The organism is Mucilaginibacter sp. CSA2-8R, from assembly GCF_038806765.1.
In the GTDB taxonomy this organism is placed as follows: domain Bacteria; phylum Bacteroidota; class Bacteroidia; order Sphingobacteriales; family Sphingobacteriaceae; genus Mucilaginibacter.
Genome location: NZ_CP152389.1, coordinates 2,934,118 through 2,952,088, shown reverse-complemented (window position 1 = coordinate 2,952,088; position 17,971 = coordinate 2,934,118). Strand labels below are relative to the sequence as shown.

Below are 17,971 nucleotides of genomic sequence, written 5' to 3'. Positions count from 1 at the left end.
TAACATAGCAAGATATTCAAAATCCTCTTAGGTCAGTCTAAGGGGATTTTTTGTTTTCAGGGCATTTTCAGGGTAGTATATCAATTGGTCAGATTACCACATTTGGGATGTGTAGGCTCCCGGTTCAAGTCCGGGTTACCCAACTTTTTTATAGCCGGAACGTTAGCTCAATTGGTGAGAGCGGCACCCTTATACGGTGATGGTTAAAGGTTCAAGTCCTTTACGTTCTACAAGTTAGGCCGATTGCCTGAGTTGGTAATAGGGATTCCCTGTCTAATGGGAACTGGTCGCAAGTTCGAGTCTTGCATCGACCGCTTTATAATTTCCTGTGGTGCAACGGTAGCACGTCTGATTTTGGTTCAGAAAATCGTGGTTCGAATCCATGCAGGAAAACTTTTTAGTAGTTTGATGCATCTACAGGTGCAGCGTTGTTGGTCGCTTTAAGGCGGGTAGGGGATGCTGTATTATTATTAAAATAATATTAAATAATATATTTTGTGAAGTTGCATAATAGCCCCGTCCAATATCATTCAGACCGCCTTATGAAAACTCGCTGATAATCTGTACCTTTGCCCTCGTTTTGCGGAGGGGGTTAATGTTACTGCTTTCTGCCTTATAAAAGAAAGAACTTAAGTAATGAAAAAGATTGTTGATTACCGCAAACTGTTAAATGTAACCAAAGATGCGGACTTGCAGGAATTAAAATCTGTTTACCGCGGCCTGATGAAAACCTGGCACCCCGACCGCTTTCAGGATGATGCCGCCAAATTAGAAGCCGAAGAAAAAAGTAAGACGGTGATTGAGGCTTATCATTTTTTAGTAAGCATTGCACCCGAAACGCGGGCTCAAACCTTTTCTGATTATACTTTAACAACTACCACTGCTGCCATCGAAGATTTTGACTATCAGCGCCAGGTGCTTACCGTAAACTTTACCGACGGCAATACCTACGAGTATTTTGATGTGCCTAAAGCGGTATATGTTAAATTTATTAATGCCGACTCGCCGGGCAGATTTGCCCGCAGACATATTTTTAGTGACTATTTATACAGAAGCACCAGCAGGTTGGTTGCTACGGCATAAATAGTCAAAAAGCGTACGCTTATAACTTAAAAAGCGCCCAATAAACTATTATCAAGTTTATTGAGCGCTTTTTTTTGCTTAAAAATTTTTTATTAATGATCTTTCACTAAGTCTTCCAACTCGTGCAGATCGGTCTTTTTCTTTTTTAGTTGATGGGTTTTGGCTTCCAGGTAGTCTTGAGCATGTTCGCTGCCTTCTTCTACTGCGTCCTCTAATTGCTTGCGCGTTTCTTTGCCCGATTCGGTCGCGAATAAATAAGCCAGTGCAACAGCAGCTGCGGTTACCAAGGTTACTGCCGTGATGATCAGTGCTTGGTTGTTATTACTTTTAAACGGAATTTTCATAAGCTGTAGTTTTTCTTAATCAACACGAAATAGGGGTGATGGTTCTTAAATAGTTTGGATTCTTTTAATTAGCATAGGCGTCAACATAATAGCATGCTTAGTTTTGTTTGCTAATTCGCGACTTACTTATTGTTTCTTATATGCACAGCTGCAAATTTGCTCATTGGCACATTTAAAACTTACTCATACTATCATTCAATCTTTGGCTTCAGTTCTCTCATTGCCAATAGGTCGGATTTGTACAACTTATAGTCTATTTTATAATAGTTTATCAACTTAACACGTAGTACTTTCGCTTTACACAACTGCAGATTGCTACGCTTATAAACCAATTATAAATATCCAAATTGTTGCAGCGGCTGTAAAACATACGCCTGGTTGCGGTTACATCTTAATTTATATGGACAGAAGACGTTTATTAAAAGGCATGGCCATCGGTTTATCATCCATGTACCTGCCAAAAGGCTATGCCGGCCAATTGCTTAATGCCCCCTACGCTGCAGGTCGGTTTAAACCCACCTGGGATTCGCTGGCTCAATACGAGGTACCCGAGTGGTTCAGGGATGCAAAATTTGGGATGTGGGCGCACTGGGGGCCGCAATGCCAGCCCGAATACGGCGACTGGTATGCCCGCGAAATGTATATGGAGGGCGGCCGTAAGTATAAGCATCACGTCGAAAAATATGGGCATCCCTCAAAATTTGGTTTTAAAGATGTAATAAACGAGTGGAAAGCCGAACTATGGGACCCTGAAGAGCTGGTGAGCCTTTACAAAAAGGCCGGTGCCAAATACTTTATGGCCTTGGCCAACCACCACGATAACATGGACCTGTGGGACAGTAAGTACCAGAAATGGAACTCGGTGCGCATGGGACCAAAAAAAGATTTGATTGCCGGGTGGGCTAAGGCCGCCAAAAATAACGACCTGCGCTTTGCCGTAAGCGTACATGCCGCCCACGCCTGGAGCTGGATGGAAACCGCCCAGCGTGCCGACAAAAGTGGTCCGCTGGCCGGCGTGCCTTATGATGGTAAACTGGCCACAGCAGATGGCAGCGGCAAATGGTGGGAAGGCGAAGATCCGCAGGAACTATATGCACAAGACCATGCTTTGAGCAAAAACAGCCAGGATAACGGTATGATACATAGCCAGTGGGCCTGGGGCAACGGTGTGTCGGTACCCACTAAAGCTTATTGCGAAAAGTTTTATAAACGTACCATTGAGCTGTTAGATAAATATGAACCCGATGGTATTTACTTTGATGATACCGTGTTGCCGTTGTGGCCCATCAGCGACGCCGGTTTGCGCATTGCCGCCCACATGTATAATACCAGCATTAAACGCCACGGCAAACTCGAAGCCGTGTTATTTGGCAAAATACTGAATGAACAGCAGCGCAAGTGCATGATCTGGGATATCGAGCGCGGCCAAAGTAACGCCATTGAGCCCGAGCCTTGGCAAACCGATACCTGCATCGGCAACTGGCACTACGAACGCTCGTTGTATGACAATAACCAGTATAAAAGCGCCAAAACGGTAGTGCACACCCTGCTTGATGTGGTGAGTAAGAACGGTAACCTGATGCTCAACATTCCGGTGCGGGGCAACGGTAGTATTGACGATAAAGAACGCGCTGTAGTTGAAGGTATTGCTGCCTGGATGCAGCGCAACAGCGAAAGCATTTACGGTACCCGTCCCTGGACAGTCTTTGGTGAGGGCCCGACTATTGAAGGCGCTGCCCCCCTGAGTGCCCAGGGCTTTAACGAGGGTAAAAACAAACCCTTTACCGCAGCCGATTTCAGGTTTACCAAAAAGGGCAACGTATTGTACGCCGCCATGCTGGACTGGCCCGTTAATAAACAGGCACTCATCAAAAAGCTGGCTTTAAACAGTGTGCCCAAAGTACAAAGGGTAAGCCTGCTGGGCAGCGATGCACCGCTGGAGTTTACCCAAACCACTGAAGGCTTGAACATCCAACTGCCCGAAATGCCTCAGGGTTCAATCGCTTACGTATTTAAAATAAATGGTGCGATAGCCTAAATCAAAACGGCAGGCAAAGGCAGTTAAAATATTGTGAATCAATGTCCAGGTAAAATAGTCCGGCGTTTAACAAAATATGCCAGATTTGAATGTAAACATACCCGTTCCTTTAATAAATTGCAGCTTAACATACCATGATGATGATAAACGTTTTAACTACATCCGGTGTTCATCAGGCATTTTTAGCTGAGGTTGCTGGTGATTATTGGTGTACAGCAGTAGGCAACATGCAATAGTTCTTTGCAAGGCGTTTAGATAGGCAATTACAAAACATAAAATCAAACTTGCGCTAAATTGGGGGCAGTAGGAGGAAAACTTGCGAGGTTGTGGGGCTTCGTTATCCCCTTTTTAGTGCAAGTTTGTTGAGTAAGCCAATGAGTGAGTGATAAAATGAGTGAATAAAACCGCCGTGTCATTGCGAGGTACGAAGCAATCTCTTGAAGACGTATTCGCCGCTTGTTACATTTATTGATTCTGCGGTTTAAACTAAAGCTTGCAAGGATAAACCTTCTGCAGTCTGCTCATCGCCGCAGGGGCTATTTCTTTTGTCATAGCCACAAAAGAAACAAAAAGGCCTAGCTGTTGCGATCACCTCACTGCCGCACATGGCCTGCGTTGGCCCGGGCGCAACAGCGGGCCTCTGCGCTTCTTTAAAAAAAAAGTATAACGGCTTGCGCAATTCTTCCCTCCCTCGGGAGGGCAGGGAGGGGTTTAATGCACTTGCACTCGCCGACTAACATTATAAGAACCAGAATTTGTTGAATTTTATGATTAACAGAATTGAATGATATTATGCCGATAACAATACTTTCGAATGGATACCATTTAGGGGGCTGTTTTTTTTCGCCGCCGCAAGCCTCCTGGCTTGTGGTCCGCGGATAGGCATATCCGGCGTTATAATCTGGCTTATCCACAAGCCAAGAGGCTTCTGGCAGCGGAGTGGAATTGTGAATTGAAAAAATTGCCGGTTATGTTCTAAAATGCCATTCTGTAAATTCAAAAATTCTGTAAATTCTGATTCAGAAATAAAAAAGGATAGCTAAAAATCAAAAATAACGCTTAATATCAAAATCATCAATTACTTATATGCTCCGTAACATCGCCTTTTCCGCTGCTCTACTTTGTTTGTCGCAAACCTCTACCTTCAGCCAAACCCAACCTACAGCACCGCAATGGGGAAGCTGGACGCAGTGGGGCGACCAGCGCGACGGCACTTACCATAATCCGGTTTTGCCCGGCGATTATAGCGACATTGACTGCATCCGCGTAGGTAATGATTATTACGCCGTGTCATCTACGTTTCAATACTCCCCGGGCTTCGTCATTCTGCACTCTAAGGATATGGTGAACTGGCGCATATTGAGCCACGCGGTTAATGATATTTCAACCATATCGCCGGCCATGAATTATACCCAGATGGACCGCTATGGCCGGGGTGTTTGGGCCGGGGCCATCCGCTACCATAAAAACCGTTTCTGGATTTACTTTGGCGACCCCGACGAGGGCTATTTCATGACGTCAGCCACGCGGCCCGAGGGCCCTTGGGCGCCGCTTAAACCTGTGCTGGCTGAGAAGGGCTGGGACGATTGCTGCCCTTTTTGGGACGATGACGGGCAAGCCTACCTGGTGGGCACCAATTTTGCCGACAGCTACAAAATCCACCTTTTTAAAATGTCGGTCGATGGAGCCACGATTGACAGGGCATCCGACAAAGTGATTTATCAGTCGCACGGCAGTGAGGCCAACAAGTTGTATAAAATTAACGGCTACTATTACCATCTTTTTAGCGAAGTGCGCAACAATGTGCGGGTGCTGATGATGGAACGCGCCAAAAACATCTGGGGGCCGTATGAGGGCCCGCAGCAGCTGAGCGAGGGGCAGCCGCAGTTTAACGAGCCCAACCAGGGCGGCCTCGTGCAATCCCAGGCTGGCCGATGGTACTTTTTAATCCACCACGGTTCGGGCGACTGGTCGGGCCGCGTAGCGAGCCTGCTGCCCGTTACCTGGCTTAACGGCTGGCCTATCATCGGCAAACCTAACGCTGCCGGCATAGGCGAAATGGTTTGGCAGGCACCCATGCCGGTAAAAGGCACGCAAAAAGTGGTTCCGCAGTCGTCAGACGAGTTTAGCGCTGCCACTGTGAGCTCCCAGTGGGAATGGAACTACCAGCCCCGGGCTGGTAAATGGTCGTTATCGCAACGCAAGGGCTGGCTCAGGCTGCATGCGTTTAAGCCGCTCAAAAACGATTTGCTGCACGCCGGCAATACCATTACCCAACGCAGTTACCGCGCCACCGCCAACGAGGCTACGGTAAAACTCGACCTGAGCGGCATGGCCAACGGGCAACGGGCAGGGCTGTCGCACTTTGGTTCGCCTTATTATGCTGCGTTGGGCATAATATGCACCAGCCAGGGTAAACAGTTAGAGTTTTTTACCAAGGATGCTGTTACCAGCGGCGCTTTCATCAAAGGCAATACCCTTTGGCTGCGCAGCGTTTGGGGGCTTGATGGTAAAAGTAACTTCACTTATAGTACTGATGGTAAGACGTTTAAATCTATTGGTGAAACCTATCAGTTACAATGGGCATCCTACCGTGGCGACCGATTGGCCATTTATAATTTTAATAACGTGCAGGATGCCGGCTATATTGATGTTGATTATTTTCGTTACCAGTACAACCACTAATGAAATTTACCTGGCAAGGAAAGTAAGCTGTTATTGATGCTTTTTTAACTATAATTTATTTGATGATGCGCTTTAAATACTTACTGTTATACTTATTGATTCACAGCGTCTTTACCACACAAAAAGCCCATGCACAATCCTGGACGGCCGACAATGGTAACGGTACCTACACCAACCCTTTATTTTACGACGAATTTTCGGACCCCGACCTGATACGGGTAGGTACTGAATATTACATTACCGGCACTACCATGCACAGCGTGCCCGGCCTGCCTGTGCTGCACTCAACCGATTTGGTGAACTGGAAACTGGTGAGCTACGCCATGCCCCGTTTTGATGACAGTGATGATTTTAACCTGCGCAATGGCAAAGAGGCTTACGGGCAAGGCATCTGGGCGCCCTGCATCCGCTACCACGAGGGTACGTTTTACATTTTTTCCAATATAAACCGCCACGGTCTGCAGGTATTTACCTCTAAAAGTCCAGCTGGCCCATGGAAACAGCACGACCTTAAACGGCCCATTTATGACCTTTCGGTACTATTCGACAGTAACAAAATTTACATTGTTTACGGGCAAACCGAAATCAGGATGATTGAGCTGAAACCCGACCTGAGCGGCTTTGAGCCCAATACCGACAGGCTGCTCATTGACCGCACGCAGGCAATGGGCGAGGGTAACCACATTTATAAGATAAACGGCAAATACTACATCACCAATGCCGATGGCGGCCGTTTGCAGTGCGCACGGTCGGCCAATATTTATGGCCCGTACGAAACTACCGTCATCAGCGCCAAAGAAACCATGGGCACCTCGCTCGGCTGGTTTACTAACGATATAGGCCAGAGCACGCCCGTACCCGCGCCTGATGATAAAATTAACACGGTAAAACGCAACGGGCAACTGCTGGAATCGATACCCATGCACCAGGGCGGCATTGTGGATATGCCTGATGGCCGCTGGTGGGGATTTTCGATGATGGATTTTCGCTCGGTAGGGCGCACCACATTCTTGTCGCCGGTTACCTGGAAAGACGGTTGGCCGTATTTTGGCATCGAGGGCAACCTGGGCCGTTCACCCAAAACCTGGTACAAACCCAACAATACGGCCACGCCGCACGCCCCCTACGTGCGCAGTGATGACTTTAGGCAGGTACACTTGGCTGATGCCTGGCAATGGAACCATAATCCCGTTAACACCCACTGGCAACTTAAACCCGGCGAACTGCAGCTACATACCCTGCCGGCTAAAGACTTTTTATGGGCGCACAACACCCTTACCCAGCGCGGCGTTGGTCCCGTTAGCCAGGCTACGGTAGTACTCAACGCTTCGCACTTAAAAAACGGCGACATAGCCGGGTTAGGACTGATGAACATCCCATACGCCTGGGTAGCAGTGCTGCGCCAGGGCAACCAGTACATCCTGCGTTTTTTTGACCAGTATAAGCATCAAACTATTGATAAGCCGCTAAAATCGCCCAAAGTAAGCCTACGGGCCTACGGCGACTTTGATAACGATATTAGCCAGTTGAGCTACAGCGCCAACGGCACCCAGTTTGAAAGCCTGGGCGATAGCGTACGCCTGCCTTACCAGCTTAAAACGTTTCAGGGCACACGCTTTGCCCTTTTTGCGTACAACACGCAGGGTAAAGAGGGCGGCTATGCAGCCTTCAGTAAATTTATGATGGACGAACCCCTGGCCGACCGCTCTAAAAACCTGCCCATCGGCAAAACGATTACCCTAACCAACCTGGCCGACCGCCGCATGGTGCGGGCCGACACGCACGGCATGCTCGTACCCGGCCACATTTACCGCCCCGACGAAAAAGACAGCGCCTATACCTTTAAAGTGCTCGACCGAGGTAATGGCAGGGTAGTGCTGCAGGCTATGAATGGTACCGGCTTTGTCACCATTACCGGCCAGGGCATGGCGGCCGATGTGCGCCTCATTAAACAAGAAAGCGCGGCCAGCCTATTTATGTGGCAGGATATGCTGCGCGGCGAGTGTATGCTGCTATCGCTGCACACCAACCGCTTTGTAGGCCTCAACCCCAACACCGGCGAACTATATGGCGCCGACTGGCCCGGCACCCTCCCTGGGAAGAAAGATGGCACCGTGTTTAGCTGGAAGGAAGTAACGCCATGATTATGAGATGCATTGGGTTGTCTCCACCCCGTCATGCCGAATTTATTTCAGCATCCCACAGGACAGGCTAACCGCTTTTTTATGAAAGTTCGTTACTTAGCACGTGGGATGCCGCCTTGCCGGAAAAGTTCGTTACTTGGCGCGTGGGATGCCGAAATAAATTCGGCATGACGGGAGGGAAAGAGCAGTAGAATTACTCAAACAAAATCAGTGACATCAAACAAAATCAGTGACATCAAAAAAAATCCATCAAAATACATCTCATGAATATATCCCCTAAAAAAACCTTCATAGCCGCTGCTGCCCTGTTATGCCTGATGGGCTACAACACGGCGCATGGACAGAAAAAAAACTCATTCACGCTCACCTCGCCGAATGGCAAAATAAAGGTGGTACTGCACAATGATTACCGGGCCGGCAATGACTCTGCGGCCTCAGCAGCATTTGATGTATATTACAAAAACGGCGGTAGTTTTGCGCCGGTGATGCAGAACAACCAGTTGGGCCTTTCAACCGCCGACCAGCAGTTTAAAAACATCGACCTTAAAAACGCTGGTTGGGTAAAAAGGCTGAGCGAGAACTACCGTATGCTTACCGGCAAACGCAGCTTATGCACCAACGAAGCTACCGAACAGGCGTTTACCTTTGCCAACGGTGCGGGTAAGCAACTACAGGTTGTTTTTAGGTTATATAATGATGGGGTGGCTTTCAGGTACCAGTTGCAGGCGTCGGGTATGTCGCAGGTTAATGTAAAGGATGAGTATACTACCTACCATATTCCGCAGCAAACGGCCCGCTGGATACAAAAATACGACCCGGCTTATGAGGAGTTTTTTCCGTACAGTACCGATGGTAAAGGTATCAAATCGCAGCAATGGGCCTATCCTGCATTGTTTAAAGCCAATGGTAAGGAGGTATACTACCTACTATCCGAAGCTGGTAATAGCGAAGTGAATGCGGCAGCCCGGCTTATCAATGCCGCCGACTTAAATACTTACAAAGTTACTTATCCCGAACCACGTAAAGACTTTAACCAGCAGGGAGGTATGGCTCCGTTACCCTGGGCATCGCAATGGCATACTATCATTTTAGGGTCGCTGGCTACAGTGGTGCAATCAACTCTGATAAATGATGTAAGCAACCCCAACCAGTTAAAAGACACGAGTTGGATAAAGCCCGGTTCGGTAGCGTGGGTATACTGGGCTTATAACCATGGTTCTAGAGATTATAAGCGGGTAGTGGAATACGTTGATCTGGCTGAGAAAATGACTTGGCCTTATGTACTGATTGATTGGGAATGGGACGTGATGACCAACGGCGGCACTATGGAAGACGCCGTAAAGTACGCCCAATCCAAAGGTATAAAACCTATGCTATGGTATAACTCTGGCACTACCGAGTGGGCAACCGCTACGCCGATCGACCGGATGCGTACCCGCGAGAAACGGCTGAAGGAGTTTGCGTGGCTCAATAAAATTGGCGTGTATGGCGTGAAGATCGATTTTTTTGCCGGCGACCAGCAAGACATGATGAAGCTATACCTGGAGATATTGAAAGATGCGGCGGATCATCACCTGATGGTTGATTTTCATGGTGCTACCATTCCGCGGGGATGGTCGCGCACGTACCCCAACCTCATGACCGTTGAGGCGGTGCGCGGTGCCGAATGGTATAATAATAACGATGAATTAACCAGTAAAGCTGCGGTTCATAACACCACGCTGCCCTTTACCCGTAATGTTGTTGGCCCGATGGATTATACCCCGGTAACGTTTACTAATAGCCAGCATCCGCACACTACCTCATACGGGCACGAACTGGCCTTATCGGTAGTGTTTGAATCGGCTCTGCAAAACTTTGCCGACCGTCCTTCGGCTTTTTACGACCTGCCCGACGACCCCAAAAACTTTCTGAAAACCGTACCCACCGCCTGGGACGAAACCCGCCTGCTGAGCGGTTACCCCGGCAACCATGTGGTTATCGCCCGCCGCAGCGGAAGTAACTGGTATATTGGCGGACTTAATGGGTTGGACAATGCGCAAACCTTACAGTTTAGCCTCAGCTTTTTGAAAACTAAACAAGGTAAATTGACCATCATTAAAGATGGTGATAATGATAAATCGTTTAACACACAAACGCTGTCGGTTACTCCTGGCCAACCCGTTAAGATAGACTGCCTGCCCCGCGGCGGATTTGTAGCGGTGGTAAAGCAATGAGAGAATGAGTCAATATAACCACCTGTCAATTCGAGTGATAACGAGAAATCTTGATACTCACGGCAAGTAATTGGACAAGTTGCTTACCGCTACAAACAAGATTTCTTGTTATCCTCGAATTGACATAAAGGAGTTTAATTACCTCGATAGTTTTTGTTTCCGATACTTACGCATTCAATCATTATTTATCCGCTCACTTCCCAACCTCAATCCGTTTCAGTTTAAGACTGCTTAGCGGGTTTACAATCATCGGGATTTTTTCTACGCGGGTTTCGCTGGTGTCGAGGCCGAAGGCTTTGGCGTCGCCCTGAGCCAGCTGTTTGATGGCAAAATAGCTGTTCAGGATAAAACCTTCGCTCAGGCTAAAGTTATTATTGTACGACAGGAATTTCTCGAAAATAACAAACTGGAAATCTGCCGGCAGATTGTAGCCTCTCAGTGATTCATAACGGCTGGTAATGTCCAGTTCGCCGCGGGCAATCATTTCTTCAACCGCCTTGCGGAACAGCACATTAACCCTTGGCTGGATCCTAAAACCAATCCTGAATTCCAGGCGAATCACTTTATCTTCTTCCAGTTCTTCTACCATGTATTCGAGCGTGTAGGGTTCGTCGGTACGTTCAATGTGTACAAACCAGTAAACGTCAGCCCGTTTAGGCTTGCGGCTCAGGATGGAGTGCATTATTTTTTGCTCAATCTGCTTGCTGCTGTTGGCCTTGGTTAAATAAATTAAATGCGTAGCAAACTTAGGGATGCCCTGGTCGATGCTTATGGCCTGCAGCATCGGGATATAATCTTTAAGATCTACAAAGTTGAGGAACCGGTTGTTAATTTTGCGGGCCTTGTACCAGATGTACATGGTAAAAATTAATCCCACCTCAAACACCAGGAAGAATAACCGTTTAACGATTTTAACCGCATTGGCCACAAAGAACGAGAACTCCACGCTCAAAAACACACACAGGATGATGATAACCAACCAGGCCGGCCAGTGCTTTACGTAGCGCATAAAGTAATACATTAACACGGTAGTCATCAGCATGGCAATGGTGATGGAAAAACCGTAAGCTGCCGTCATAGACTCGGACGTTTTAAAGTAAAGCGCTACCGCGATACATCCAAAGCATAAAATCCAGTTGATGCTCGGGATATAGATTTGTCCGCGGATATTGCTTGGATACTTCACCGTAACACGTGGCCAGAAATTCATGCTCATGGCCTCGCTGATTAATGTAAACGACCCGCTGATGAGCGCCTGGCTGGCAATAATGGTAGCCAATGTAGCTATGCCAATGGCAGGCAGTAAAAAGGCGTGGGGTACAATTTCAAAAAATGGGTTAACGCCCTCAAACGTATGATATTTGTTTTGGGTTAATACCCATGCGCCCTGGCCAAGGTAGTTAAGCACCAGGCATATCTTTACAAATATCCAGCTCACCTGTATATTTTTACGCCCGCAATGGCCCAGGTCGGAGTATAGCGCTTCGGCGCCGGTGGTACACAAAAACACTGCGCCCAACAACCAGAAACCATTAGGGTGCTGGGTCAGTAAATCCCAGGCATAGATGGGATTTAGTGCTTTAAATATCTGTGGGTAATGTGCCACTTGCATAGTGCCTACAAACCCCAGCATAATAAACCAGATGAGCATTACCGGCCCAAAAGCCTTGCCCACCACGTTGGTGCCAAACTGCTGAAAGATGAACAGCAGAAAAATAATGCCTATCACAATGCCTAAAATCAGATCGTTGCCGGGTACAAAGTGCTTGCTGAGCGAGGGTACCAAACTTAAACCCTCAATGGCCGAGGTTACCGAGATGGGCGGGGTGATAATACCGTCGGCCAGCAAGGTGCCGGCACCAATAATGGCCGGAATCATGAGTTTTTTACCATAACGGCGCACCAGGGCAAAAAGCGAAAAGATGCCGCCCTCGCCGCGGTTGTCGGCCTGTAAGGTAATGATGATGTATTTAAAGGTAGTTTGTAGGGTAAGCGTCCAAAATACGCACGAAATGGCACCCAGCACCAGAAACTGGTCGGCGCGGCCGCCTTCTTTTAACAATGTTTGAAAGGTGTAGAGGGGCGAGGTGCCGATGTCGCCGAAGATGATACCCAAGGTTACGAGTATGCCGGCACCCGAAAGTTTTCTGAGATGAGGACTGTTCATGGAAATTTTAACAAAACCAATATTTCAATAGTTACAAAGCCGCGAACAAGGGGTATGCCATTTTGAAAAAAAGGCCTTCCATTATGGAAAAAGGGCACTTTTGGGTTTTTGGCTGTTGATATCACCCTTTCATTTTGGTAGGGTGGTTTTCCATTTTGGAGAGGCGGGAAAGCAATGAGTGAATGACAGAATGAGAGAGTCCGTTGGTCGGTGAATCAGTGAAATTGACTAATGAATGTATTAGTATCTGTAATCTTGGTTATTGGCTCTCTCACTCAAACTGTCATTTCGAGTGATAACGAGAATCTTGATAATTGCGACGGTTGGACTACGCTTTTCTTTCACGCAAAAAAAAGCCGTCACTACGAGGAACGAAGCAATTTCTTTAAGCTGAGCCAGCGTTCGTGCACCGCTTTATTAATCCGGCGGCGAGCTTGTCCTAAAGAGATTGCTTCGTTCCTCGCAATGACGCAGCCGGTATTTTTAGAGTAAAGAGTAATGAATGTAGATGACTAAATAACAGCGGTTACTTATCATCAGTATCAAGATTTCTCATAAGCATTCGAGATGACAAGTGTGGCGGAGAGAATCAGAAATCACGAGCTAAGTATGAAGAGAATAGAGCCACAAAACAAGAGCTAAGGGAGAAAGTATCCCAATTAACATACTTATCAACTCCCATCTGCACATCAGCACACCCAAATTCACTCAATCACTCATTCAAAACTCATTAATTGTCTAGAATCTCCACACCAAAATGCGGCTTACCTTTTGGCCTTGCGACATGGGAATGGTTTTGACTTCGGCAGCGCCCAGGTAGTCGAGCGATTTGTAGCAGCCCGGCAGGGTGGTTTTTTGGGAAATAAGCGACGAAAACCATTTGCACTGACCGGCAAACTGCTTGCTTTCGCTCATCATTTTATTTAAAAAACGCGGTTCGCCGCCTTCGCACCATAACTCGTTGTTGCGGCCGCCAAAGTTGAGGCCTGCAGCCGTGTCCTGACCCAGCTTTTCCCACTTGCGCTGCGATTTTTCTTTCACCTCGCGCGATGACGAATGGAAGGGCGGATTACACATGGTGATGTCGAATTTTTCGCCGGGCTTAATGATGCCCTCAAAAATATGGTTGTACGACGTTTGCTTGCGGATTTGGATAGCCTTGTTAAGGCCATTGGTATCCACCGTTTTTTGTGCCCAGGCGGCGGCAATGTAGTCGGCCTCGGTACCCACAAAGTTCCAGCCGTAAGCCTGGTGGCCCAGTAAAGGGTAAATGCAGTTAGCGCCCACGCCTACGTCGAGCACCTTTACGCCGGCGCCGGTAGGGATGGTGTCGTTGTTTCCCTCGGCCAGTACATCGGCCAGGTAATGCAGGTAATCGGCGCGGCCAGGTATAGGCGGACATAAAAATCCCTCGGGGATGTCCCACGAGGTAATTTTGTAATAGTGCTTCAGCAAAGCCTGGTTTAGCACTTTTACGGCTTCGGGGTCGGTAAAATTGATGGTCGGCTCGTTTTGCTCGTTGCGGGTAAGATATTGGCGCAGGGCGGGCAGAGCTTTGGTAAGCTCGTTAAACGGGTAGCGTCCGCGGTGCAGGTTGCGCGGGTGCAGGTTGGTTTTATCGGCCGGAGCAGGAGGGTTGGTCATGTATCGGGTTACTTGCTTTGATGCAAAGGTACGGTTTTAGCCAATGAGTGAATGAGTGATTTATGAATGAGTGCATTGACAAAGGCTTGCAACCGCTCTAAGCTTAATGAGCTTGTAAGTGGTATTAAGGACCGCCTGTAGCCGGATGACAACCAGTAATTTAACCTGCTCACCTAGATAGGTATCTGTAAGACAATAAGTTGTCTAACCCATTTGCAGCTTTATTTAACCACTTACTATCTGCTAATGTAAGCTTACTACCCTCGTAACCTGCCAACGGTTGTCTTTAAACCTCCACGTGACGACAAACTTAGCCGGACGGCTTTCGCTGTGCTCAACCAGGTTGCGGAAGCTATGGTAGCCAAACTCAATAGCACCGTAATTGGGTATTTCGTAAACCTCAATACTGCCCGGGCTCAGCACCCGGTTTACTTTGCCAAATATGTTTTTTTGGATCGACTGCAGCAATTCCTGTTTAGAAGTGATAAGCCCGCCACGGTCATGGTAAAACTCAATGTCATCAGCCGTGAGCGAATCCATGAGAGCGGCCTTGCTATGGTTGTAGGTGTCAAAGTAAAGGCTGTCCATCTGTACTATGGTTTTGTACAAGGGGTGCTCAGCCGGATGGTAAGGCGGCATGGCAACCGCAGTTAGCTTTGGACGAGATGCATCCGTTGGCGAATGAGAAACTATGGGATGGGGTAACTGAACGCTCGTTTTCGGCTGCAATATTTTTTGCTGTTGAGCCGATGCCGAAAAGCTTATGAGTAAGCAGGTAAGTAAAGTAATTAACGTCTTCATTTGTAATTAGTCGCTTGCATTTAACTGCTTGTTACAAAACGTAGCAAAGTTTTTACAAACACAGTCTCTGCAAAGTGCAAACGCATTTTCTGACCGGCTGTTGTAACAAAATATTTCGCTTTTACTCTTAACTATCCTATGCAACCGATCAATGTAATCATCACCGGTACCACAGGCATGGTAGGCGAGGGCGTTATGCTCGAGTGCCTCAATCATCCTAAAGTGGCACGTGTGCTTAGTGTTAGCCGTAAACCAACCGGCCATCAGCACCCTAAATTAACCGAATACTTGGTGCCCGATTTTATGTCGCTGAATGCTGACGACGAAAAATTAAAAGGTTATGACGCCTGTTTTTTTTGTGCCGGCATAAGCAGCATTGGTAAAAATGAGGCCGACTATACCCTGGCGACCTACGATACCACCCTGCACTTTGCCGGTGTGGTGGCAGGGCTTAATCCCGACTCTACGTTTATTTACGTAAGTGGAGCGGGTACCGATAGTTCTGAAAAAGGCCGCATTATGTGGGCCCGCGTTAAGGGCCGCACCGAAAACGACCTGCAAAAGCTTCCGTTTAAAAAGGTGTGTAATTTCAGACCCGGCGTAATGCAGCCCGTACCCGGACAGTTACATGTGCTAAAGTGGTATAAATATGTGGGCTGGCTGTTCCCGGCTGTTAAACGTTTATTTCCTGATTCGGCCAGTACACTACAGCAGGTAGCCCGTGCTATGATCATCTGTGCCACCACCGTTGCCGGCCGTAAGGTGCTTGAGGTAAATGATATTAACAGGTTGAGTAATAAGTGGGGATAAGTAATACATTGCTATGAGCAAATTTCTGCAGTGAGCTTTATAAACTTTAAATGAGTGTTTTCGTACAAGGGTAAAATGTTAAGTCCGCAAAAAATTGTGTGGCATAATTCATTTAATATATTTGTACAACTCTAAACGCTTATGCAATTTTTATTAAATAAAAGGCAGGTATGGTCTGCCGTATTGGTGGGTGCCTGTATTTTCTCATCGTGTAAAAAAGATAATGGCTTGAAACAAGAAGTTGCTGAATTAAGCAGCCGGGTGTCCGCCTTAGAAAGTCAAATAACTCAAATTAACAACAGTGTACTTGTTTTACAGCAGCAAGGTAAACTTAATACCGACGAAGTAAGCTCATTAAAAACACTAAGCAATAGTCTTTCTGTCTTAACAAACGAACTTAAAGCGTCTGGTACAGCCAGTGCCACCGATATTGCCAATCTTAAATCATCGTTGCAGTTGGTGAGTACGACTGTACAAGTTGAAGATGTTAAAAAAACTGTTAATCAGTTGAGCGCTTTAGTTGATAAAAATTACAGTGAACAAAAAGTAACTGATAAAAGCAATACGGCTTTGCAAACACTGGTTGCTCAACTATCTTCCAATTTAAGCGGCCTGGAGGGAGTAGCAAGCATACAGGAAATTAGTGGTCGTATTGAAAAGGGTGCATTTACTAAAGGGTCGTTGGTGTCTTTATATGAAATGGATTCAACCCTAACTCAAACCGGTCGAAGTTTTAACACTACCATTAGCGACAATTTCGGCTCGTTTAGTTTAAAGGTGCAGAATTTGAAAGGTAAATTTTGCCGGGCTGTAGCGGATGGCTTTTATTTTAATGAAGTGGCCGGACAAAATTCGTTATCAAAAATATCGCTTACCGGGTTAATTAAAGTTAACTCGTCTGCTACGATGAACATAAATGTACTTACCCACTTAGAAAGACCACGGGTAGAATATTTAATTAAACAGGGCAAGACGTTTGACGAAGCCAAAACACAAGCAGTAACCGAAGTATTAAAAGTTTTTGGTATCGAAAATTCGGGTATTAAAAAGGCCGAAGATTTAAATCTGATAGGTTCGGCAAAGCGTAATAAAATTTTGCTGTCTATATCATCAATATTATTAGGCTTCAGGACCGATAGCGAATTAATGGAGATATTGACTGACATTTCTCAGGATTTGGAAACTGACGGTATTTTGAGCGAAAAATTTTTAGGGAACGATTTAGCTACCCATCTGTATTACATGGATACTGCTGCAGTAGTTAAAAATGTAAGGGCAAAATACGCTTCAATTTATGCCGACTCAGTTATCAGCAAAGTTGATTTAAGCGGTATTAAAACGTTTTTAGACGCTAACCTTTATAAAAAATCTTACGATTTAATTAGTTATCCGGCCACCGCATCAGGTTATAAAAACCTGTTGTCTGATGTAACTGATAATTCCGGAAGTTACTTTATAAACGCAAGCGTAAAAAATGGTAACATCAGGCTGCGAATTGAATTAACCTGTTATAAGGAAAATGACCCGAATACAACCTATGATATGTCTGCGGGAACCGGATCGACGGTGGGATGGACCATTACCAATAGTGCTGACAGAAAAACATTGATACTGGAAAGCAATGGCACTGGTTTGCAAACCGCAATTGTTGGTTTGAGCCCGGCTAATTATTATTTTAATTTTAAACGCGTAATTGCTGTAAAATACTTTGAAAATGGTTCATCCGTTCCAACAAAGACCAAAACGGTGCTAAGCTACCAATAAAACAATGCCATTAAAAGGCGCTACTGCAGGGCAACCTGTCAGTTGCGCCTTCTTTGCATTAAAGGGGGTATTGAAATAATTTTATTTAAACCAATAGCGGCATCTTGTTAGCAGGCCTTTTTGATACTTTTGCCCCCCAGCCCCCTAAAAGGGGAGTTTTTGATTAGCAGAAAGAGACTGTGAGTTGAACAAACTTAGAATTTAAGCAATAAGCTGTCAGAGTTGCTAAAGTATTTTTATCTAAGGACGATTTGGGCAGGAATTCTACTCGCCCT

At 46.5% G+C, this 17,971-nt stretch carries 11 protein-coding genes and 4 tRNA genes; 11 read left to right on the top strand and 4 right to left on the bottom strand.

Annotation, left to right across the window (positions count from 1 at the left end; translation table 11 throughout):
* The first annotated feature begins 69 nt into the window (after positions 1-69).
* From AAGR14_RS12435 to AAGR14_RS12415, 5 genes are all read left to right on the top strand, one after another.
* Positions 70-143 (top strand) — tRNA-Pro (locus tag AAGR14_RS12435).
* 13 nt (positions 144-156) lie between these two features.
* A tRNA-Ile gene (locus tag AAGR14_RS12430) sits at positions 157-230 on the top strand.
* A gap of 7 nt (positions 231-237) precedes the next feature.
* Positions 238-314 (top strand) — tRNA-OTHER (locus tag AAGR14_RS12425).
* A gap of 8 nt (positions 315-322) precedes the next feature.
* A tRNA-Gln gene (locus AAGR14_RS12420) sits at positions 323-393 on the top strand.
* A gap of 243 nt (positions 394-636) precedes the next feature.
* A complete protein-coding gene (locus AAGR14_RS12415; protein ID WP_342644537.1) occupies positions 637-1,083 on the top strand; it encodes a KTSC domain-containing protein in 447 nt (148 codons plus the stop codon).
* Between the two features lie 92 nt (positions 1,084-1,175).
* Here AAGR14_RS12415 and AAGR14_RS12410 read toward each other — a convergent pair whose 3' ends face one another.
* Positions 1,176-1,427 (bottom strand): YtxH domain-containing protein, encoded by a 252-nt coding sequence (locus AAGR14_RS12410; RefSeq protein ID WP_342644536.1) that lies wholly within the window; start codon positions 1,425-1,427, stop codon positions 1,176-1,178.
* 400 nt (positions 1,428-1,827) lie between these two features.
* Here AAGR14_RS12410 and AAGR14_RS12405 point away from each other — a divergent pair, with 400 nt between their 5' ends.
* The 4 genes from AAGR14_RS12405 to AAGR14_RS12390 all read left to right on the top strand — a co-directional run bounded on the left by AAGR14_RS12405 (position 1,828) and on the right by AAGR14_RS12390 (position 10,510).
* On the top strand, positions 1,828-3,465 hold the full coding sequence (locus tag AAGR14_RS12405) for an alpha-L-fucosidase (RefSeq protein WP_342644535.1): 1,638 nt from the start codon (positions 1,828-1,830) through the stop codon (positions 3,463-3,465).
* Between the two features lie 1,086 nt (positions 3,466-4,551).
* Positions 4,552-6,150, top strand: coding sequence for a glycoside hydrolase 43 family protein (locus AAGR14_RS12400; protein WP_342644534.1), 1,599 nt, complete (start codon positions 4,552-4,554; stop codon positions 6,148-6,150).
* Positions 6,151-6,212: 62 nt separating this feature from the next.
* Positions 6,213-8,294 carry a glycoside hydrolase 43 family protein gene (locus AAGR14_RS12395; RefSeq protein WP_342644533.1) on the top strand — a complete coding sequence of 694 codons (2,082 nt, stop codon included), beginning with the start codon at positions 6,213-6,215 and terminating at the stop codon, positions 8,292-8,294.
* A 263-nt stretch (positions 8,295-8,557) separates the two neighbouring features.
* Entirely contained in the window at positions 8,558-10,510 is a 1,953-nt protein-coding gene (locus AAGR14_RS12390) for a glycoside hydrolase family 97 protein (RefSeq protein ID WP_342644532.1), read from the top strand.
* A 193-nt stretch (positions 10,511-10,703) separates the two neighbouring features.
* Here AAGR14_RS12390 and AAGR14_RS12385 read toward each other — a convergent pair whose 3' ends face one another.
* The 3 genes from AAGR14_RS12385 to AAGR14_RS12375 form a co-directional block, all read right to left on the bottom strand.
* Complete coding sequence (locus AAGR14_RS12385) at positions 10,704-12,677, bottom strand: KUP/HAK/KT family potassium transporter (RefSeq protein WP_342644531.1); 1,974 nt, start codon at positions 12,675-12,677, stop codon at positions 10,704-10,706.
* A gap of 738 nt (positions 12,678-13,415) precedes the next feature.
* Complete coding sequence (gene rlmF / locus AAGR14_RS12380; RefSeq protein ID WP_342644530.1) at positions 13,416-14,321, bottom strand: 23S rRNA (adenine(1618)-N(6))-methyltransferase RlmF; 906 nt, start codon at positions 14,319-14,321, stop codon at positions 13,416-13,418.
* Positions 14,322-14,564: 243 nt separating this feature from the next.
* Entirely contained in the window at positions 14,565-15,122 is a 558-nt protein-coding gene (locus AAGR14_RS12375; protein ID WP_342644529.1) for a nuclear transport factor 2 family protein, read from the bottom strand.
* Positions 15,123-15,260: 138 nt separating this feature from the next.
* Here AAGR14_RS12375 and AAGR14_RS12370 point away from each other — a divergent pair, with 138 nt between their 5' ends.
* Together AAGR14_RS12370 and AAGR14_RS12365 are read left to right on the top strand one after the other, a co-directional pair.
* Complete coding sequence (locus tag AAGR14_RS12370) at positions 15,261-15,932, top strand: epimerase (RefSeq protein ID WP_342644528.1); 672 nt, start codon at positions 15,261-15,263, stop codon at positions 15,930-15,932.
* A 141-nt stretch (positions 15,933-16,073) separates the two neighbouring features.
* Positions 16,074-17,696, top strand: coding sequence for a hypothetical protein (locus AAGR14_RS12365; RefSeq protein WP_342644527.1), 1,623 nt, complete (start codon positions 16,074-16,076; stop codon positions 17,694-17,696).
* Positions 17,697-17,971: the final 275 nt, after the last annotated feature.